Genomic DNA, 20,409 nt, shown 5'->3' with positions numbered 1-20,409 from the left:
GGAAGCATCACCTCACATGTGGGTCCGGGCGGACCACAGCTCGGGGAAGACCGATCGGCCCATGCTACGGCGCAGCCAGTTGGCCCCGGAGGAGCCGGCGGTGCCGGGCTTGTCGCCGAGCGTCCGCAGCACGGCCTTGAGGTGCAGGTACCGCCAATCGCTGAACTGCTCGCCGATCTCGGTGAGCGCCTCGGCGAGCAGCCACAGGTCGTTGCCGGGGTTGGGCTCGGCGTAGACGCGGACCCAGGCGTCCTCGACCGCCGGGTGCGGCTCGTGGTCGCGGGTGCGGTCGCGGTGCAGCGCCTCGGCCGGGATGTCGTTGCCGCGCCGGGCGAGCAGCGCGATCACCTCGTCCCAGAGGCTCGGCTCGCGGATGTCGCGGGTCAGGTCCGCGTAGACCGCCTTCTGCCGGCGGAACGGGCGGATCAGCGGCTCGCTCTTGAGGCCGAGCGCGAACTCCATGTGCCGGTACATCGCGGACTGGAAGCCGGAGGCCTCGCCGAGCTGGCCGCGGAAGCGGTTGAAGTCGGCCGGGGACATCCAGCGCAGCGTCCGCCAGGAGCCGTTGAGCCCTTCGAGGTGCAGGCCGGCCCGGCGCAGCGGCTCCAGCGCACCCCACACGTCGTCGTCGCGGACCAGCCGCTGCGCCTCGCGCAGCTCGAACCGGATCAGCCCGAAGTACAGCTCCATGATCTGGCTGACGACCAGGAACGACATCTCGCCCGGATCGTCGCTGATGGTCCGCTGGAGCGTGTGCAGGGTGCTGGCGTGCACGTACTCGTCGTACGGCGCGCTCTCCGCGAACTGGATCTCACCGTCCTCCTGGACGGCGACGGGTGCCGCCACGCAAGATCACCTCCAACCAACAGGATCGTCTCTTGACGGCCCGCGGTGAAGGGCGGATCGACGGGTCCGCGGCGGCGGTACCCGCAGAGCCAGCGGTTGACCGGCACCGCGACTTAACGTTCGGAAAGTGCGCCGGTTTTGGGGTTGGACGTCCCATTCCGGCGGTGTCCTGATCACGCCAAGTTCGATAGGATCGAACAGACTCGCGCGGGTCGGACCCCTCCCGCGCAGCACCCCGGGAGGATCGTTGCGCACCTCGGCAGCCCGCGAGCGGAAGACAGAGCAGAGCCACGACCAGGTCGGCGCGCGGATGCGCCAGTTCCGCACCGAGCGCGGCCTGACGCTGCGCGGGCTGGCCGCCCGCGCCGGGCTCTCGATCGGCTTCCTGTCCCAGGTGGAGCGGGGGGTCTCGTCGATCGGGCTGACCGCGCTCAACAGCGTGGCCGCGGCCCTCGACCGGCCGGTCGCGGAGTTCTTCGCCGACGGCGACGCGACCACCTCCGACGGCGCCGCGGCCGTGCTGCCCAGCCACTTCACGCTGACCCGGGCGGAGAGCGGCGCGACGGAGTACGTGTCGGGCCAGGTGACCTACCGGATGCTCTCCGACCGCGGTCCCAACCTGGTGCTGGAGCCGATGGTGGTGCACATCGCGCCGGGCGGGCGCCGCGAGGAGGCGTACGCGCACGCCGGCGAGGAGTTCGCGTACGTGGTGACCGGCGAGCTGCTCTACGAGGTCGACGGCGTGGAGCACCGGCTGCGCCCGGGCGACAGCGTGCACCTGCGCTCCACCGTCCCGCACAACATGTACAACGACACCGACCAGGTGACCACGGTCGTCTCGGTGGTCACCCCGCGGCTGTTCTGAGGCGGCCTCATCGCCGTGGTCAAAAAGCGATGTTCACTGTCACGTAATTTTTAGCGCGGTGGCGAGCGCGTCAGCCGTCGTATGCCAGAGCGGGGCCGCCGGATCGATCACCGAGAAGTGGTCGCCGGGCTCCTCGACGTACCGCACGTCGTCGCCGGCGGCCCGGGCCGCGGCCACGTACCGGCGGTTGAAGTCGATCAGGTCGAGGTCGTCGTCGGCGCCCTGCACCACGAGCTGGGGCACGCCGATCGGCACCCGGGCCATCGGGTCGGAGGCCGCGTACACCTCGGGCACCTCGTAGCGGGGGCCGCCGAGCGCGGCGGTGACCGCGCCGGTGCCGATCCCCCGCCCGTCGCCGCCGGCGAGGTCGAGCACGCCGGCCAGGGGCACCGCGAGCGCCACCCGCCCGTGGTCCGCGGCGACCCGGAGCGCGAGCTGGCCGCCGGCCGAGTGCCCGAGCACCGCCACCCGGTCCAGGTCCACCGGAGCGTCCACGTCGGACAGTGCGGAGAGCCCCGCCGCCACGTCGCTGACCGTGGCCGCCCAGCCGGAGCGGTCCGGCCGGCGGTACTCCAGGTTCCAGGCGGCGAAGCCGCGCGCGGCCAGGTCGACGGCGAGCGCGTCCATCAGGTCGGCGGCCCAGACCGAGCGCCAGAAACCGCCGTGCAGCAGCACCGCCACCGGTACCGGCTGGTCGGCCGCGGGCGGCAGGCGCAGCTCGCCGTACTGCTCGGGTCCCGGCCCGTATCCGATGCGGGTGGCCGGGTGGCGCAGCCGCAGCACCGCGTGCCGGATCGCCCAGACCAGCCCCCAGACGCCCCGCCCGTACAGGTGGGCGGCGCCGGGCGCGACCGGTGCCGGGCCGGTGACCTCGATGTCGTACCAGACGGTGGCGGCCGCGTGCGGCCCGTCGAGCGCCATCAGCGCCCGCGTATCGGGATCGCGGCCGGGCACGACGACGGTCGGGGTGCCGGCGGCGAGCCGTTCCCGCACCGCGGCGGCACCGTCCACAATGGTCACCGTGCCGGTCACGCCGAGCCGGTCCAGCTCTCCCCGCGCCACGGTGGCGAGCAGGTCGTGGTCCGCCCGCACGCCGGTGGCGACGATCACTTGCGCGGCGCTCATCCTGCCTCCACCTCTCGTGGGCCGGTCCGGCCCGTGGTCGCGGTCTTCGCGGCGGCCGGCGGGCCTCCCGCGACGGTGGGCGGCCGCCGCAGCAGCGGCAGTACGGCGGTGCCGAGCAGGTCGACGCCGCCCTCGTCGGTCAGGCCGTGCGGGGTGCCGAACTCCACCCGCCGCACGCCCGCGTCGATCAGCGCCTGCGCCCGCTCGGCCACCCGCTCCGGGGTGCCGGCGAAGGCGAACAGGTCGAGCACGTCGTCCGGGATCAGCCGCCCGGCCGCCGCGTGCTCGCCGGCGCCGACCAGGTCGGTCACCCGGGCGACCAGGTCGGCCGGCACGCCAGCGGTGGGGTCCAGGTCGGCGACGACCGCCAGGTACATCGCGACCTCGGTGCGGGCGCGGCTCCGGGCCGCCTCCCCGTCCCGGTCCACGACGGTGACCGCGCCGAGCACGATGCCGACGTCGTCGACCCGGCGGCCGTCGCGGGCCGCGCCGGCCCGCAGCCGTTCCCGGATCACCGGGACCATCGCGGGGTTGGCGCTGCCGCCCACCTTGATCTCGGCGGCGATCCGGCCGGCCAGCGCCGCGCCGCGCGCGCCCCAGGCGCCGAGCAGCAGCGGCGGGTCGGGGCGCCACACCCGGTAGCGGAGCGCGGTGCCGGGCGCGAGCGTGAAGACCTCGCCGGTGTAGCCGGCTGAGTCGCCGCTCAGCAGCCGGTACACGACCTCGGCGCACTCGCGCAGCGCGGCGATCGGCCGCGGCTGGGCGATGCCGACCGCGCCGAGCCAGGTGCCGCGGGCGAGCCCGAGGTAGGCCCGCCCGCGCGAGGCGAGGTCGAGGGCGGCGACCTGCCCGGCGATCTCGTAGGGAGCCATCGAGTACGGGTTGAGGCAGGCCGGTCCCAGCCGCACCCGCTCGGTCGCGGCGGCCATCTCCAGCAGCGGGAAGATCGGCGGCTGGTACATCAGGTCGCCGAAGACCGTCAGCACGTCGAAGCCGCACTCCTCGGCGCGGCGGGCCAGCCGGGCGTACGCGCCGGCCGGCTTGTCGCTCTGCAGCCCGAGTCCGATCTCGACGGTCATGTCAGGTCCGCGGAGTTCATCTGCCGCCTGCCGGTGCGCTCGACCCGCATCACGAGCCGCTCCTCCGGGTCGGGGCAGGCGAAGAGCGTGTCCCGCTCCAGCCAGTCGCCGGGCGGCATGTCGCGCTGCTTGGCGGCGAGGAAGGGGAGCACGGCGGCGAGCGCGTACACGCAGAAGTGCTTCCCCTCCGGGATTTTGAGGTGGGCGCTGTGGGTGAGGTCGAAGTGGTCGCCGACGTTCATGCCGCAGACCGACCGCCCCTCGATGCGGTCCACGCAGACCCGCAGGTCGTAGATCTCCATGTCAGTCACGGCGTTTCCCTCCCGAGGCGGACGACGATCTTGCCGGTGGTGCGGCGGGCGGCCAGGTCCGCGAGGGCCGCCGGCGCTTCGTCCAAAGTGGGCGTCCGGCCGACCGGCGGGCGCACGGCCCCGGCGGCGCAGAGCGCGAACAGCTCGGCGTAGACCTCCCGCACCCGTTCGGCGCGGCGCCACGGGTAGGCGGAGCCCCAGGAGAGGCCGACGAGCGTGACGTTGGCGGCGGTGAGCGCCATCGGGTCGACCGGCGGTGGCGGGCCGCCGGCCGCGCCGATAGCCACGATCCGCCCCTCGAAGTCCAGACAGGACAGTGACCGGGTGAAGACGTCGCCGCCCACCGGGTCGAGGACCACGTCGACGGTGCCGGTGGTGTCCCGCACCGCCGCCACGAAGTCCTCCGCCCGGTAGTCCACCGCGAGGAAGGCGCCGTTGTCGCGGCAGACCGCGAGCTTTTCCGGACCGCCGGCGGTGCAGATCACCCGGGCGCCGCGGGCCACCGCCAGCTGCGTGGCGGCGATGCCCACGCCGCCGGCTCCGGCGTGCACCAGCACCGTCTGCCCGGCGCCGACACCGGCCCGCTCCAAAGCCCACCAAGCCGTCTGGTACGTCACCGGGAGCGCCGCCGCGACCACCGGGTCGAAGCCGGCCGGCAGCGGGGTGGCGAGCGTCGCGTCCAGCGTGACGGTGTCGCCGAGGGCGCCGTGCGGCAGCGCCGGGCAGGCCAGCACCTCCACATCGGACAGTCGCTCGGCGCCGGGACCGGCCGCGACCACCCGGCCGGCGACCTCGACGCCCGGCGTCATCGGTGGCTCCGGGCGCACCGGGTACGTGCCGCGGCAGAGCATCACGTCGAGGAAGTTGAGGCCGACCGCGCGCACCGCCAGGGTGACCTGGCCGGGCCCGGGCGGCGGGTCGTCGGGGAGCTCGGCGACCGCGAGCACGTCGGCCGGCTCGCCGTGCTCGTACGCCTGGAGGCGGCGGATCATCGCGACTCCGGGGGCCCGCCGGGCCTGGTGCGAGGCCCGGCGGGGGTCCCAGCGGTGCTCGGCCGTCCGGCGCTCGCCGCGCTCGTGCTCCGGTCCGTGCTCCGGACCGGTCCAGGCTCCGGGCCGCCGGGTGCGTCGACCGGCACCCGCTCGGCGTGGTGGTGCACGATGAGCCACCGGCCGCCGTCGCGGCGCAGCACGTCGGTGACCCGGCTCCGCTCGGCGTCGGCGGTACCGGCCGGCACGGCGACCAGCACGTAGCGGGCGGCGGCGGTGTCGTTCCACACGTCGACCCGCAGGTCGGTGGCGTCGAGCCGGTCCAGCGCCGGCCGCCGCCCGGCGGAGTCCCGCCCGTCCCGGTAGGCGTCCAGCTCGGCGCGGCTGCGCAGCGGGCCGGGCAGGTGGGTCTCCCAGGTGGTGACGTCGGGGTGCAGGTGGCTGTCGAAGCGTTTCCGGTCGCCGGCGAGGAACGCGTCGTACATGTCCGCGATACCCGCCGCGATCGTCGCCGCGTCACCGGTGCGCTCGCTCATGAAACGCTCCATCCCGCCCGGTCGTCCCGGACCACCCGGCCGCCGGCCATCACCCAGCGCACCCCGCGGAACGCCGAGGTGTGCGCGGCCGGGTCGGCGTCCATCGCGATCAGGTCGGCGTACCGTCCAGGCTGGACGGTGCCGAGCTCCTCCTCCGCCCCGAGCCAGCGCACCGGGCCGAGCGTGCCCGCGTACAGGGCGCGGGCCGGTCCGATGCCCGCCTCGGACATGTACTCCAGCTCGCGCACCGACGCGTTGGTGCCCTCGAAGTGCCAGAACGGCGGCATGTCGCTGCCCAGCAGCACCTCCACGCCGGCGGCCAGGGCGGTCGCGTAGCTCTCCAGGTGACGCGGGCCGGCGCCGAGCGAGCGGGCCTGCATCCACTCCGGTACGCCCAGCTCGTCGAAGAACTCCTTGCAGCGGGTGACCAGCAGCGTCGGGACGAGGGCGGTGCCCCGCTCGGCCATCAGCGCGGCCACCTCGCCGGTCAGCTCGTACCCGTGCTCGACGCAGTCCAGCCCCAGCGCCACCGCCTCGCCGATCACCTCGGCCGGGCCGGCGTGCGCGGTGACCCGCCGCCCCCACGCGTGCGCGGTCTCGATGACCGCGGCGAGCTCGTCCGGGAAGAGCTGGCGGGTGGTGATGTGCTCGTGCTCGCCGGCAATGCCGCCGGAGATCATCACCTTGATCAGGTCGGCGCCGGCCTTGACCTGGCTGCGCACTCCGCGGCGGAACCCGTCCGCGCCGTCGCACTCCAGGGTGTCCGGGCTCTCGTGGCCGTGCCCGCCGGTGCAGACGAGCGCGCGGCCGGCGGTGAAGACGCGCGGCCCGGGCACCCGGCCGGCGCGGATCGCCCGGCGCAGTGCGAAGTCGGCGTGGTCCTTCTCGGCGACACATCGGACGGTGGTCACGCCGGCGAGCAGGGTGCGCCGGGCGCCGTCGGCCATGTAGAGGGCGAGCTCGTGCGGGTTCATCGTCTTGACGCCGTCGCCGCCGGTGCCGGGCAGCGACAGGGACAGGTGGGTGTGCATGTTGACCAGGCCGGGCGTCAGGTATGCGCCGTCGAGGTCGACGGTCGCGTGCTCGCCGGCCTCGCGCGCCTGTGCGAGCACCCGCTCGCGCGGGCCGGCGGCGGCGATGCGGTCACCGCGGACCCAGACGGCGGCGTCGGGGAGGGCCGGCACGCCTTCGACGATCCGTCCATCCAGGACGGTGCAGCCGACCAGCACCGTCGACCTTTTGACTGGTTCTTGGCTCATGCCACCACTCCGTACAGATCGCGGGCGGCCTCGCGGGAGACGTAGCCCTCCAGCATGTCCTCCCGCACCGCGGCCGGATCCCGCAGCCGTGGCTCCCCGTGCCCGCCACCACCCGCGGTCAGGAGCGTCACCCGGTCACCCACCTCGACCCGCGTGCGCTTCGTGCTGACCGACGACTCACGTGCGGTGCCCGGAAAGACCACCACCTTGTTGGGCTCCGGCTCCCGACCACCGTCCAAAGCCCACGGACGGCTACGGGTCTTCTTGATGACCGACAAGAACTCCCCCGCCGTCACGAACCGGATGTCCCGCCGCAACCCCACACCACCCCGGAACCGACCCGCACCACCCGAGTCGGTCCGCATCTCCACCCGCTCGAAGAACATGCCGGTCTTCGCTTCGAGGACCTCGACCGGGGTGTTGCGCGCCTGCGTCTGGCACAGGTGGTTGGCCGGGCCGATGCCGTCGTGGTCCGGCGCCGCGCCCCAGCCGACCGCGTCGTTGTTGCTGACCGCGAATAGCTGCCCGGTATCCGGATGCCTACCGACCATCATGAACCCCGGCACGTCCCCACCGGACGAGGCGGGCAGCCGCTCCGGCATCCCCTGGGCGAGCGCCTTGTAGATGAGCTCCAGCGCGACCGTGCCGGTCCACTGGGTGAACGTGGCGGCCGGGTACACGGCGTGGAAGAGCGTGCCCGGTTCGGCGCGCACGTCGAGCGGGGCGAAGTGGCCGGCGTTGGTCTGCTCCCCCGGTGTGGTGATCGCCTTGAACGCGACCCGGGCGGTGGCGATGGTCGCGCCGAACGGGAGGTTGACCGGTCCGGGCACCGCCGCCGAGGAGCCGGCGAAGTCCACGGTGAACCGTCCATCCGCGACGGTCACGGTGCAGCGCATGCGGATCGGGTCGTCGGTGACGCCGTCGTCGTCGAGCCAGTCCTCGGCGGTCCAGGTGCCCTGGGGCAGCGCCTTGACGGCGGCGCGGGCGCGTGCCGCGCCGTCCTCGACCATCCGCCGGACCGCCGCCGCGACGGTCTCCCGGCCGAACTTGGCGAAGATCTCCAGCAGCCGCCGCTCGCCCGTACGGATCGCGGCCACCTGGGCGTGCAGGTCGCCGAGGACCAGGTCCGGCATCCGCGAGTTGAACCGGATCAGCTCGATGATCTCGGGCGCCGGCTCGCCTTCCCGGAAGACCCGGGTGCCGGGGAAGATGACGCCTTCCTGGTGCATGTCGGTGGAGTCGAGCACGTAGCCGGGGTCCTTGGCGCCCAGGTCCATCCAATGTGCCCGGATGCACAGGTAGCCGACGGCCGTGTCGCCGAGGAAGACCGGCGCGAAGAGGGTGGCGTCGTACGCGTGGGCGGCGTTCCAGTATGGATAGTTCATGAGGACGACGTCGCCGCGCCGCAGGGTCTGCACGCCGACGTACTCGACGCCCTTGCGGATGGAGTAGTCGTTGGCGCCGAGGAAGCGGCTCAGCCCGGTGGACTCGGCGACCAGGCGCAGGTCGGCGTCGTAGACCGAGATGCCGAAGTCGTGCACCTCGTAGATGACCGGGTTGAACGCGGTGCGGATCAGCGTGGCCCGCATCTCCTCCGCGGCGGCGACGAGGTAGCTGCGCACCACCTCGACCGTGGCACCGTCCACCTCAGACATTGCCTACCACGCTCCGTCGCTCGGCGCTCGTCCGCCGTCGTGCTCAAGCGCCGTAGCCTCGCGACTCCCGCTCACGCCAACCACGCTCCGTCGCTCGGCGCTCGTCCGCCGTCGTGCTCAAGCGCCGTAGCCTCGCGACTCCCGCTCACGGCGACCCCGTACAGGTCCCGGGCGGCCTCGGGCGACACGAAGCCCTCGGCGACGTCCTCGCGTACCGCCGCGGGATCGCGCCGGCCCGGATCCCCGTGCCCACCACCACCGGCCGTCAGCAGGGTGACCCGATCCCCCACCTCGACCCGCGTACGCTTCGTGCTCACCCGCGCCTCCCGCTCGGTACCCGGAAAGACGACGACCTGGTTGGGCTCCGGCTCCCGACCACCGTCCAAAGCCCACGGACGGCTACGGGTCTTCTTGATGACCGACAGGAACTCCCCCGCCGTCACGAACCGGATGTCCCGCCGCAACCCCACACCACCCCGGAACCGACCCGCACCACCCGAGTCGGTCCGCATCTCCACCCGCTCGAAGAACATGCCGGTCTTGGCTTCGAGGACCTCGATGGGGGTGATGCGGCCGGTGCTGCCGGAGACGTGGGTGGCCGCGTTCATGCCGTCGTGGGTGGCGGTGGCGCCCCAGCCGACCGGGTCGTTGTTGCTGACCGCGAAGAGCTGCCCGGTATCCGGATGCCTACCGACCATCATGAACCCCGGCACGTCCCCGCCGGACGACGCGGGCAGCCGCGCCGGCATCCCCTGGGCGAGCGCCTTGAGGATCAGCTCGACGGCGACGATGCCGGTCCAGAGCGTGTACGTGGGCTGCGGGTAGACGGCGTGGAAGAGCGTGCCCGGCTCGGCCTTGACCCGCAGCGGCGCCACGGTCCCCGCGTTGGAGGGCTGGTCCGGCGAGGTGAGCGACTTGAGGACCACCTTGCAGATCGCCTCGGTGGCGCCGAATGGCATGTTGATCGGCCCGGCCGTGGCCGGCGAGGAGCCGGCGAAGTCCACGGTGAACTCGCCGTCCGCGATCGTGACCGTGACCTGCATGCGGACGGGTTCGGTCCCGATTCCGTCGTCGTCGAGCCAGTCGACCGCGGTCCACGAGCCCTGCGGCAGCGCGTCGAGCGCGGCGCGGCTGCGGGCGGCGCCGTCCTCGATCATCCGCTGCACGGCCGCCGCCACGGTGTCGCGGCCGAACTTCTCCAGGATCTCCAGCATCCGCCGCTCCCCGGTGCGCAGGGCGGCGATCTGGGCGTGCAGGTCGCCGAGGACCTCGGCCGGCATCCGGGAGTTGAAGCGGATCAGCTCGTGGATCTCGTGTACCGGCTCGCCGCGGGACACCACCTTGGTACCGGGGAAGATGAGCCCTTCCTGGTGCATGTCGGTGGAGTCGAGCACGTAGCCGGGGTCCTTGGCGCCCAGGTCCATCCAATGTGCCCGGACGCAGAGGAACCCGACGAGCGTGCCGTCCGCCGGCCAGAAGACCGGTGCGAAGAGCGTGGCGTCGGCGGCGTGCGCGGCGTTCCAGTACGGGTAGTTGAGCAGCACCACGTCGCCGGGGTGCAGGTTGTCCCGGCCGACGTACTCGACGCCCTTGCGCAGCGAGAAGTCGTTGGCGCCGAGGAAGAAGGTGAGGCCGGTGGCCTCGGCGACCAGCCGCAGGTCGGCGTCGTACATGGACATGCCGAAGTCGTGCACCTCGTAGATGACCGGGTTGAACGAGGTACGGATCAGCGTGGCCCGCATCTCCTCGGCCGCGGAGATGAGGTAGCTTCGTACGACCTCGACGGTGGCGCCGTCAATCATGAGTCCCCCAAAGTGACGAGCAGGTACCCATGGGGATCGACCTCGACCCGCTGTCCACTGGGGACGACGGTGGTGGAGGTGCCCTCGTCCACGAGCGCCGGGCCGGTGAAGCGGTCGCCGGGGGCGAGGGCGTCCCGGTCGTACACGGCGAACGGCACCATCGCGCGGACCGCCACGTCGTACGCGGTGCGGTGCCCGCGCAGCGCCCGCCCCGGGTCGCCGTCGCCGGGTGCCGGCGTGGCGAGCGCCGGGCGGCGGGTCCGGCCGATGCCGCGCACGCGCAGGTTGAGGATCTGCAGGCGGTTGCCCATCGTGTGCCCGTACCGCGCGTGGTGCAGCTCCTCGAACGCGGTGCGGATCGCGTCCGGGCGCAGCTCCCGCCCGACGGTGACCATCAGCGAGTGCTCCTGGCCGAGGTAGCGCAGCTCCAGCTGGCGTTCCAGCACCGTGTCGGCGGCGCCGACCCCCTGGTCGGTGAGGGAGGCGAGGGCGTCCGCCTCGACGCCCTTGTAGAGCGCCTCCAGCTCGTCCAGGTCGGCGTCGTCCAATGTGGTCATGACGGTGCGGGCGAAGTCGTCCACGATGTCGGCCGAGAGCATGCCCCAGGCGGAGAAGCCGGACGGGGCGAACGGGACGACCACCTCGCGGATACCCATCTCGCGGGCGAGCAGCGGGGCCAGCAGCGGCCCGGCGCCGCCGAACGCGAGCAGGGAGAAGACCCGGGGGTCGTGTCCACGCTCGACGGTGATCTGGCGGACCGCGCCGACGGTGCGGGCCAGCAGGACGTCGACGACGCCGGCGGCGGCCGCCTCGGCGGTGAGGCCGAGCGGCTCGGCGACCGTCGCGGTGAGCGCCGCGCGGGCCGCCTCCGCCTGAAGGCCCATGTTGCCGCCGAGGAACCGGTCCGGGTCGATGTAGCCGAGCACGACGGCGGCGTCGGTGACGGTCGGCTCGGTGCCGCCCCGGCCGTAGCAGACCGGGCCCGGGTCGGCGCCGGCGCTGCGCGGGCCGACCTTGAGCAGCCCCCGGTCGAGCCAGGCGATCGAGCCGCCGCCGGCGCCGATGGTGCGGATGTCGTACGCGGGGATGAGCAGCGGGAAGTGCTCCAGCTGGGACTCGTACGCGGCGACCGCGCCGCCCCGCTCGATGACGCAGGCGTCCAGCGAGGTGCCGCCGATGTCGAAGGTGAGCATGTTGTCGCGGCCCAGCGCGCCGGCGAGGTACGCGGCGCCGACGATGCCCCCGGCCGGCCCGGAGAGCACGGTGTGCGTCGGCGAGGTCTTGGCCACCGTGGACGTCATCGAGCCGCCGCCGGAGCGCATGATGAGGAACCGGCCGGCGAACCCGCGCTCGGCCAGGCCCGACTCCAGCTCGTCCACGTACCGCTCGAAGATGGGGCGGATGTACGCCTCCAGCACGGTGGTGCTGGTCCGCTCGTACTCCCGGTACTCGCGGACGATGTCGGTGGAGAGCGACAGGCTCACCTCCGGGTACGCCTCCCGGATGATCCGGGCCGCCTCCCGCTCGTGCGTCGGGTCGAGGAACGAGTGCAGGAAGCAGATCGCGATCGACCGTACGCCCTGCTCCTCCACGAGCGTGCGGGCCGCGGCGCGGACGCTCTCCGGGTCGAGCTCCTCCACCACCCGGCCCTTGTAGTCCAGCCGCCCCACCACGCCGGCCGTGTAGCGGCGCTTCACCAGGCTCTCCGGCCGCTGGTACGTGAAGTCGTACATGTGGTCGGCGGGGACGTTGCCGCGGCCGAGCAGGAAGATGTCCCGGAAGCCCTCGTTGGTGACGATGCCGGTGGCTCCGCCGCGCCGCTCCAGCACCGCGTTGAGGCCGAGCGTCGTACCGTGGATGAACAGCTCCACATCGGACAGGTCGGTGCCCAGCCCGGCGATCGCGTTCAGCACCCCGTCGGCCGGGCGGGCCGGTGTCGTGGACGCCTTGCGAAAGCGGACCCGGTTGGTGCGGGTGTCCAGCTCCATCGCGTCGACGAAGGTGCCGCCGATGTCGACGGCGAGCCGGATGTGCGGTTCAGGCACGGGTGTGGGCTCCTTCCCGGATCAGGGCGGGGATCTGCGGTACGCGCCAGCAGGCCGCCTCCGCCGCCCCGTACGGCGTCAGGTGCTGCGGCTCGGCGCGGCACTCGTCGGTCGCGAATGGACACCGGGCGGCGAGCGGGCAGCCGGTGGCGGCGTCCGCCTCCTCCAGGTCCTTGGCCAGCTCCACGCGGGCGCCGGTGTAGCCGCCGTCGAGGCTCGGCGCGCTGGAGAGCAGCGCCCGGGTGTACGGGTGCCGCGGGTTGCCGAACACCTCCTCCACCGGGCCCTGCTCGACGATCCGGCCGAGGTAGAGCACGACGACCCGGTCGCAGAAGCCGCGCACGGTGGCCAGGTCGTGGGAGATGAAAACCGAGCCGCGGGAGGCGTCGCCGGCCAGTTCGGCGATGACGTCGAGGATCTGCGCCTGGACGGTGACGTCGAGGGCGGAGGTGGGCTCGTCGAAGACGATGAGGTCGGGGTCGCCGACCAGCGCCCGGGCGATGCCGACCCGCTGCGCCTGCCCGCCGGAGAGCTCGTGCGGGTGGCGGCGGAGCATGGCCGGGTCGAGGTTCATCCGGGCGAGGACCTGGGCGACGCGCTCGGCCCGCTCGGCGGCCGGCACGCCGAGGGCGCGCAGCGGTTCGCCGATCGCGTCGGCCACGGTGCGGCGCGGGCTGAGCGAGCCGACCGGGTCCTGGAAGACCAGGCGGGCCCGGGTACGCAGCCGGCGCAGCTTCCTGCCCCGCTGGGCGTGCAGGTCGATGCCGTCGAGGCGTACGGTGCCGCTGCTCGGGGCGGTCAGGCCGAGCATCAGCCGGGCGAGGGTGCTCTTGCCGCAGCCGCTCTCGCCGACCACGCCGACGGTCTCGCCGGCGCGGATCTCGAGGCTGACGCCGCGCAGGGCGTGGTGGCCGCCGCTGCCGAACCGGCTGCCGTACACGACGTGCGCGTCCTCGATCTCCATCACGACGCGGCCGGCGGCCGTCCTCTGTGGAGGTGGTGCGGTCACCGGGGCCGCGGGGGCCGCCCCGGGGGGGGGGGGGGGGCAGGCGGGCGCCCCCCCGGGGCGGGGGAGGGCGTCCGCGCCCACCCCCCCCACCCCCCCCCGGCCGGCCCCCCCCCGGGGGGGGGGGGGGGGGGCCCCGGGGGCCGCGGCCCCCCCACCGGTCTGGGGGTGGAAGCAGGCGTACGCCCAGCCGTCGCCGGTCAGGGGCGGCCGCTGCGCCGTGCAGCGCTCCGTCGCGTGGGCGCAGCGGGGTGCGAAGGGGCAGGCGGCGGGCGGCGACGGCAGCAGCGGCATCGCACCGCCGATCGCGCGGGCCGGGCGGCCGGAGACGTCGGGTACGGAGGCGAGCAGCGCCCGGGTGTACGGGTGGGCCGGCTCGCGCAGCACCTTGGCGACGGGGCCGCTCTCCACGACCGTGCCGGCGTAGAGCACGACAACCCGGTCGCAGACCGACGCGATCGAGGCGAGGTCGTGCGAGATGAGCAGCACGCCGCGGCCGTCGGTGTCGGCGGCGTGCCGGAACTGCCGCAGGATCTCCCGGGTCAGCGTGACGTCGAGCCCGGTGGTCGGCTCGTCGGCGATGAGCAGCCCGGGCGCGCAGCCGGTGGCCAGGGAGATCATCACCCGCTGGGCCATGCCGCCGGAGAGCTCGTGCGGGTACGCGTCGAGCCGCCGGGCCGGGTTGCGGATGCCGACCGCCTCGAAGAGCTGCCGCGCGGTCTCCCGCGCCGCCGCCTTGTCCATCCGCTGGTGCGTGGTGAGCCGGTCGGTGAGCTGCCGGCCGACGGTGCGGGTGGGGCTGAGCGCGCCGCGCGGGTTCTGGAAGCAGAGCGCGGCGCCGTGGCCGCGGTGGGTGGCGAGCGCGGCCTCGTCCATCGCGAGCACGTCGGCGCCCTCGAACCGGACCGCGCCGCGGGTCCGCGCGCCGCCGGGCAGCAGCGCGACGATCGCCCGGGCCACCATGCTCTTGCCGCCGCCGCTCTCGCCGACCAGCCCGACCACCTCGCCGGCGTCGACGTGCAGGTCGACCCCGCTCAGCGCGGCGACGTCCCGCCCCGGCCGGCGGATCAGCACCGAGAGGTCCTCAATGGACAGCAGATGGGTCATGACCGCCGCCTCGCGTCCGCGCGTTCCTGGAGTCCTTCGCCGAGGAGGCTGAAGCCGAGCACGCAGACCAGCAGCGCCAGGCCGGGCGGCACGGAGGTCCACCAGCGGCCGGCGACCACGTCCGGGCTGCCGAGGCTGATCATCGCGCCCCACTCGGCGCCCGGCACGGTCACGCCGAGGCCGAGGAAGGAGAGGCCGGCGAGGGTGAGCATCGCCCAGCCGCAGTTGAGCGGCGCGATGACCCGTACCGGCGTGAGGCTGTTGGGCAGCACGTGCCGCCAGAGCACGCCGACCGTGGAGGCGCCGGAGGTGATGGAGGCGTCCACGAAGGGCAGTTCGCGGATGGAGCGGACCTCGGCGCGGACCAGCCGGGCGTACGCCGGGGCGTTGACGGCGGCGATCGTGATGACGAGGTTGACGGTGCCGTTGCCGAGCAGTGCGGCGACGGCGAGCGCGAGGATGAACGTGGGGAACGCCTGGAAGATGTCGACGATCCGCATCAGCACGTCGTCGAGCCAGCCGCCGAGGTAGCCGGCGAGCAGGCCGAGCGCGGTGCCGACGACGACGGCGAGCGCGACCGCGCTGACCGCGACGCCGAGGTCGAGGCGGGCGGCGTAGAGCAGGCGGCTCCAGACGTCCATGCCGTTGGTGTCGGTGCCGAGCAGGTGCGCGCCGCCCGGGCCGGCGAGGGTCGCGTTCGCGTCGATCTCCTCCGGGCCCCAGCTGCTCAGCAGCGGCGCGGCCAGCGCGGCGAGGGCCACCACGACGAGGATCGCCGCGCCGGTCAGGATCAGGACCCGGGAGAACGACCGGGCGCCGGCTTCGACGCGCACTTCGGCCATCAGATCCTCACTCTCGGGTCGAGGACCGCGTGTACGACGTCGGCGATCAGGAACACGATGACGTAGCCGAGCGCGATGAGCAGCACCGACGCCTGCACGACCGGGTAGTCGCGGTAGAGCAGGCCGCGCAGCGCCCACTGGCCGAAGCCCTGCCAGGAGTAGACGTACTCGATGAGCACGGTGGAGCCGATCGCGGTGCCGAAGACCAGCGCGGCGAGGGCGGGCAGGCGTACCAGGGTGGGGCGGAGCAGGTACCCGCGAAGGAGCGTGCGTGGCCGCAGACCGTGCGTGGTCGCGGCGAGGTAGGCCTCGGAGCGCAGCACTTCCAGGGCGGAGGCGCGGACGCTGCGCAGCAGCGGCGCGACGACGACGATCGCGAGCGTCGCGACCGGCAGCGCCAGATGGCTGAGGGCGGAGGTGAACGCCGGGCCGTTGCCGGTGAGGATCGCGTCGAGCAGGTCGGCGCCGGTCAGCGGCGTCAGGTTGGTGTCCGGGTCGACCCGGCCGCTGGGCGCGGGAAACCAGCCGAGCGCGCTGTAGCCGACGAGGATGAGCACGAGGCCGAGCCAGAACTCGGGCATCGAGTTGCCGACCAGCGCGAGGATCCGCACGCTGTGGTCGCCGAAGCGGTCGGCGCGGCGGGCCGACCAGACGCCGAGCACGACCGCGATCAGCAGCGCGAGGCTGACCGAGAGCACGACGAGCTCCAGCGTCGGCCCGACCCGGAGGGCGAGCTCGGAGCCGACCGACGTTCCACTCTGGATGGAGGTGCCGAAGTCGCCGGTCGCCAGCCCTTTCAGGTAGTCGAGGAACTGTTGCCACATCGGTTTGTCGAGCCCGAAGCGGGCGCGGGCCGCCGCCGCGTCGGCGTCGGTCGCGTTCGGGCCCAGGATGGTCCGGATCGGGTCGCCGGGCAGCACGCGCACCAGCACGAACGTCACCACGACGACACCGAGCAGGACCGGGACGACCTGTAACAGCCGCCGGGCGACGAAGCGAAGAAGCCGCATCCGCGGGTCAGGCCGACGTGCTCAGGTACCGCAGCCGGGCCAGCCCGTCCATCGGCTGGACCCAGCCGGCGACCGTGGAGCGGACCGGCAGGTTGAAGTTGGGCTGGCAGATGATGACCCAGGGCACCTCGGCCGCGAAGACCTGCTGCACCCGCTTCCAGAGCGCGAGCCGGGCGGTTTCGTCCACTGTGGTGTGTGACTGCTCGTAGATCTGCTCGATCTCGGCGTTGGTGAAGTTGGAGTAGTTGAGGGCGGCGCCCTTCACGAAGCTGGTCGCCAGCATGTACTCGACGTCGTTGACCCAGAGCTGGCCGGAGGTGAGCTGCAGCGGGATGTTCTTCTGCTGGCGGCGGCCGGCCAGGGTGGCGGGGTCGAGCGGGGTCAGCTTGAGCTCGATGCCGGCCTTGCGCGCCTCGCTCTGCACCAGCACCGCGATCTGCTGCTGGGTGGCGTTGTCGGTCTCGAAGACGAGCTCCGAGTTGACCGTCCTGCCGCCGAGCGCGGCCTTGGCCATCTCGACGTCGTAGGTGTACGGGTAGCCGCCCGCGTCGTAGCCGGGCATGTCCAGCGGCACGAGGCTCTTGGTGGGGCGGGCGTCGCCGCCGTACACGTTCGCGATGATCTGGTCGTACGGCACCGCGTACGCGAGGGCCTTGCGGACGTCGACGTCGTCGAAGGGGGCGGTCGTCACCGACATCTGGATGGCGACCTGCTCGTTGCTGGCGGCCGAGACCACGGTGATGCCGTCGGCCTTCTTGAGGTCGGCGATGTCCCGCTGGCCGATGCCGAGCGCGACGTCGATGTCGCCGTTCTGCAGCTGGAGGCGCTGGTTGGAGCCGTCCGGCACGACGCTGATCCGGATGGTGGCGGCCTTGGCCGGGTCCGGTCCCGGGTACCCCTTGTTGGCCTCCAGGACGATCTCCTGCCCCTGGGTGGCCTTGGTGACGTTGAAGTACCCGCCGGTCGGGGCGTTCTTGGCGAGCCAGTCCTTGGCCCACGGGTCGTCGGCGGTGGCGTGCTTCTTCGCCTCGACGGAGTCGAAGACGTAGAGCGAGATGGCCTGGATCTGCCGGGTCAGCGCGCTCGGGAACGCCTGGGTGAACGTGACCGTGTAGTCGTCGACGACCGCGACCTGGCTGGCCTCGGTGAGGCCGATGGTGCGGTAGACGCCGGCGACGTTGGCCTGGGCGGCGAACGCGCGGTCCTTGGACCACTTGACGTCGGCGGCCTTGAGCTCGTTGCCGCTGGCGAACTTGACGCCCTTGCGCAGCTTGAGCGTCCAGACCTTCTGGTCCGCGCTCGGCTCGAACGACTCGGCGAACGTGGGCGTGATGTTCTGCGTGTCGAGGATCTTGGATCCGCCGGCGTCGGTCACGCCGTAGTCGATCAGGTATGGGAACACGTTCTTGTACAGCATCAGGGCGGTCAGGTCGAAGCCGACGAAGTCCTGGTCCCAGCTGCTGAGGTAGCTGGAGACCGCGATGCGCAGGGTGCCGGCGGCCGGCCCGGCCGACTTGGCGCCGGAGCCGCTGTCCTTCGACCCGGCGGCGCACGCGCCGGTCGCGAACAGCAGCGCGACGCTGCCGCCGAGCTGGAGCACGGAACGGCGGGAGAGTCCCGAGTCAGCCATGAGATGTCCTTCCAGAACCGCGACCGGAGGTGGACCGCTCCGTGTGTTCTATCAGGCTTAAAGTTTGTGAACAAGAGGCCGCGCCTTGTTCACACCCGAACCGTGTCCTACCTGTTGGGCGCCCTCCTCCAGTCCCACTGGGCAGGGGAGCACCGTTGTTCATCACCGTTCACGCGAGCGTTACAGGAGCCGCCCCCGACTTGGCCCGAACGGCCACGCCTCCCCCACCGAACAGCTACGGATCGTGGTACCTGGCTGCTGTCATGGCGACAGTCAGGTACCACGATCTCGTCTCGGAGGGTCAGAGGCCGGCGGCGTGGGCGGCGGCGGTGCCGCCGACCACGGGGAGCACGATGTTGCTGGTCTTGAGGGCCACGCTCAGGTTGGCCCGGGTCTGGTCGGCCTGGCTGGAGTACTGCGGGTAGCTGCCCACGACGATGACGCCGATCCGGTGGCCGGGCTGGAAGACGTAGTCCTCGGGGAGCAGCGGGAAGCTGTAGTTGTACGCCTGGCCGGGCACGAGGGGCACGGCCGTGCGGATGGACTGGCGGTTCTGGGCGTCCTGGATGCCCTTCGTCACCAGCTCCACGTCGGAGGTCGCCACCCGCTTCTCGGTCTGCCGGTAGCAGGGGTCGTCGGTCGGGCTGGTCTCGCCCCAGCAGTCCTGCGTGTCGAGGGTGATGATGCCTTCGCCCGAGGCGCGGTGGTTGACCCGCTCGGCGGCGCCGTAGTCGACCAGGATCGCGCCGAGGTTGGTGTCGGTCTGGTCGGCGGTGACCCGCAGTTGCACCACCGGGGTACCGGAGATGTGCAGCGGGGCGGTGAGCGGCGCGGAGAGGTAGGCGAGCCGGTTCGGCTGTACGACGTCGGGGTTGAGGATCATCGTGTTCTGGCTCTGCGTCGGGCTGTCCACGAAGGACTGTGTCGCGGGCGACGCGGCCGGCACCAGCTTGAGCCCGCCGGCGCCGCCGGCGCCGGGCTGCAGGAAGACCTCGGTGTCGGCCTTGCCCGGCACCGGCCAGTCGGCGTACGTCTCCCACACGTCGGCGGAACGCTCGATGTCGACGCGCGGCTCGTCCATGATGCCGTTCTGCACGCCGTGCAGCCAGAAGTCGAACCAGCGGTGCAATGTGGACACCCAGACCGCGCGGCGCGAGTCGAACGGGTCGACATGCCCCTCCTGGGAGAGCCAGAGCTTGCGCGGTACGTCGTTCTCGGCGAGGGCGTACCAGAACTTGCTGAAGTGGTCGGGGCGGACGTTGTCGTCGTTGAGGCCGTGGTAGAGCAGCACGCTGGCGGTCATGTTGGGCACCTTCTTGACGTAGCTGCGCTCGTTCCAGAAGGCGGTGTAGTCACCGTGCTCGTCGCCGTCGGCGGCGGCGATGCGGTCCCGGGTCGGCTTGCAGTACTCGCGCCGCTCCGGGTTGGTGACCGTGTTGGCCAGCGACGCGACGTAGCTGTTGCCGCGGGTGATGACGCCGTTGCTGCGCACGTAGTCGTAGTACTCGGTCGGGCCGCTGATCGGCACCACCGTGGTCAGCCCCTTCACGCCGGTCACGGCCGTCGCCATGGCCAGCGAGCCGTCGTACGACTTGCCGATCATCGCGCTCTTGCCGTTGTACCAGTCGGCCTTGACGACCTGGCCGGCGGCGTTGCGGGCGGTGGCCCGGCCGCCCAGCCAGTTGATGGCCTGCTTGGCGCTGAGGTTGTCCTCGTTGGCGTTGGTGGTCGGGCAGCCGGTGGAGTTGTTGGTGCCGACCATGTCGAGCAGGATCATCGCGTAGCCGCGGGGCACGAAGTAGTTGTCGTAGAACAGCGGCCACTTGTCGAGCAGGCCGTCGCCGTCGAGGTCGGCCTTGCACTCGGAGTCGTTGCCGCGGCACAGGGTCGAGTAGTACGGGCTGGCGTCCATGACGACCGGGACCTTGAGCCCGTCGAGGGTCGCCTTCGGCCGCATCACGTCGAACGCGATGATGTCGCGCAGCCCGTCCTGGTCACTGTCGAATGTGGAATCAATGAACAGCCGCTCGCGGATCGCGTCCGCGTAGCCGAAGACCGGCTGGGTGACGCCGTCCGCGACGACGATACCCGGGGCGGCCGCCGCGGACGCGGGGGTCGTCCCGCCCACGACGGCGACCGCCGCCACCGGAAGCAGGGCAGCGGCCACCCGGAGCAGCCTGCCGATGCGCCTCATGCACCCTCCAAAAGACCTTGAGGGTGCGTAGGTTATGGCGCCGGACCCGGATCCCGCCATACGCGGGCGTCGAAATTTACCGACCTCAGTCAGATGTCGAAACCGGCA

The 20,409-nt window shown here is 72.7% G+C and carries 16 protein-coding genes; 1 reads left to right on the top strand and 15 read right to left on the bottom strand.

What is annotated here, in order from left to right; genetic code table 11:
• Window positions 1-12 precede the first annotated feature (12 nt).
• Window positions 13-846, bottom strand: coding sequence for a tryptophan 2,3-dioxygenase (locus tag RB614_RS10245; protein WP_308712171.1), 834 nt, complete (start codon window positions 844-846; stop codon window positions 13-15).
• A 247-nt stretch (window positions 847-1,093) separates the two neighbouring features.
• Between RB614_RS10245 and RB614_RS10240 the strand changes: the two genes are divergently transcribed.
• Window positions 1,094-1,711, top strand: coding sequence for a helix-turn-helix domain-containing protein (locus RB614_RS10240; RefSeq protein WP_308712170.1), 618 nt, complete (start codon window positions 1,094-1,096; stop codon window positions 1,709-1,711).
• Between the two features lie 39 nt (window positions 1,712-1,750).
• On the opposite strand, the gene RB614_RS10235 is transcribed toward RB614_RS10240, so the two are convergent.
• From RB614_RS10235 to RB614_RS10170, 14 genes are all read right to left on the bottom strand, one after another.
• Window positions 1,751-2,836, bottom strand: a complete 1,086-nt coding sequence (locus RB614_RS10235) for an alpha/beta hydrolase family protein (protein WP_308712169.1) — start codon at window positions 2,834-2,836, stop codon at window positions 1,751-1,753.
• On the bottom strand, window positions 2,833-3,915 hold the full coding sequence (locus tag RB614_RS10230; protein ID WP_308712168.1) for an LLM class flavin-dependent oxidoreductase: 1,083 nt from the start codon (window positions 3,913-3,915) through the stop codon (window positions 2,833-2,835). The genes RB614_RS10235 and RB614_RS10230 overlap by 4 nt, the downstream gene beginning before the upstream one ends.
• Entirely contained in the window at window positions 3,912-4,217 is a 306-nt protein-coding gene (locus tag RB614_RS10225) for a TIGR04076 family protein (RefSeq protein ID WP_308712354.1), read from the bottom strand. Before RB614_RS10225 ends, RB614_RS10230 begins: the two co-directional genes overlap by 4 nt.
• Window positions 4,218-4,222: 5 nt before the next feature.
• The gene (locus RB614_RS10220) at window positions 4,223-5,218 is read right to left on the bottom strand and encodes a zinc-binding dehydrogenase (RefSeq protein WP_308712167.1); all 996 of its coding nucleotides are present in this window, start codon (window positions 5,216-5,218) and stop codon (window positions 4,223-4,225) included.
• Window positions 5,215-5,751, bottom strand: a complete 537-nt coding sequence (locus RB614_RS10215) for a YybH family protein (RefSeq protein ID WP_308712166.1) — start codon at window positions 5,749-5,751, stop codon at window positions 5,215-5,217. Before RB614_RS10215 ends, RB614_RS10220 begins: the two co-directional genes overlap by 4 nt.
• On the bottom strand, window positions 5,748-7,010 hold the full coding sequence (locus RB614_RS10210; protein WP_308712165.1) for an amidohydrolase family protein: 1,263 nt from the start codon (window positions 7,008-7,010) through the stop codon (window positions 5,748-5,750). Before RB614_RS10210 ends, RB614_RS10215 begins: the two co-directional genes overlap by 4 nt.
• Entirely contained in the window at window positions 7,007-8,665 is a 1,659-nt protein-coding gene (locus RB614_RS10205) for a hydantoinase B/oxoprolinase family protein (RefSeq protein ID WP_308712164.1), read from the bottom strand. Before RB614_RS10205 ends, RB614_RS10210 begins: the two co-directional genes overlap by 4 nt.
• A 71-nt stretch (window positions 8,666-8,736) precedes the next feature.
• Window positions 8,737-10,467, bottom strand: coding sequence for a hydantoinase B/oxoprolinase family protein (locus tag RB614_RS10200; RefSeq protein WP_308712163.1), 1,731 nt, complete (start codon window positions 10,465-10,467; stop codon window positions 8,737-8,739).
• Complete coding sequence (locus RB614_RS10195) at window positions 10,464-12,512, bottom strand: hydantoinase/oxoprolinase family protein (protein ID WP_308712162.1); 2,049 nt, start codon at window positions 12,510-12,512, stop codon at window positions 10,464-10,466. Before RB614_RS10195 ends, RB614_RS10200 begins: the two co-directional genes overlap by 4 nt.
• Window positions 12,505-14,625 carry an ABC transporter ATP-binding protein gene (locus RB614_RS10190; protein WP_308712161.1) on the bottom strand — a complete coding sequence of 707 codons (2,121 nt, stop codon included), beginning with the start codon at window positions 14,623-14,625 and terminating at the stop codon, window positions 12,505-12,507. The genes RB614_RS10195 and RB614_RS10190 overlap by 8 nt, the downstream gene beginning before the upstream one ends.
• Window positions 14,622-15,467, bottom strand: a complete 846-nt coding sequence (locus RB614_RS10185) for an ABC transporter permease (protein WP_308712160.1) — start codon at window positions 15,465-15,467, stop codon at window positions 14,622-14,624. The genes RB614_RS10190 and RB614_RS10185 overlap by 4 nt, the downstream gene beginning before the upstream one ends.
• Complete coding sequence (locus RB614_RS10180; RefSeq protein WP_308712159.1) at window positions 15,467-16,477, bottom strand: ABC transporter permease; 1,011 nt, start codon at window positions 16,475-16,477, stop codon at window positions 15,467-15,469. The genes RB614_RS10185 and RB614_RS10180 overlap by 1 nt, the downstream gene beginning before the upstream one ends.
• 7 nt (window positions 16,478-16,484) lie before the next feature.
• Window positions 16,485-18,107 (bottom strand): ABC transporter substrate-binding protein, encoded by a 1,623-nt coding sequence (locus tag RB614_RS10175; protein WP_308712158.1) that lies wholly within the window; start codon window positions 18,105-18,107, stop codon window positions 16,485-16,487.
• A 301-nt stretch (window positions 18,108-18,408) separates the two neighbouring features.
• A complete protein-coding gene (locus RB614_RS10170) occupies window positions 18,409-20,301 on the bottom strand; it encodes a CocE/NonD family hydrolase (protein WP_308712157.1) in 1,893 nt (630 codons plus the stop codon).
• Window positions 20,302-20,409 lie beyond the last annotated feature (108 nt).

Origin of the sequence: Phytohabitans maris (assembly GCF_031085175.1) — a bacterium.
Classification (GTDB): Bacteria; Actinomycetota; Actinomycetes; order Mycobacteriales; family Micromonosporaceae; genus Phytohabitans; species Phytohabitans maris.
Note: the sequence above shows the minus strand (reverse complement) of the source record. Positions and strands in the feature narration are given on the sequence as shown.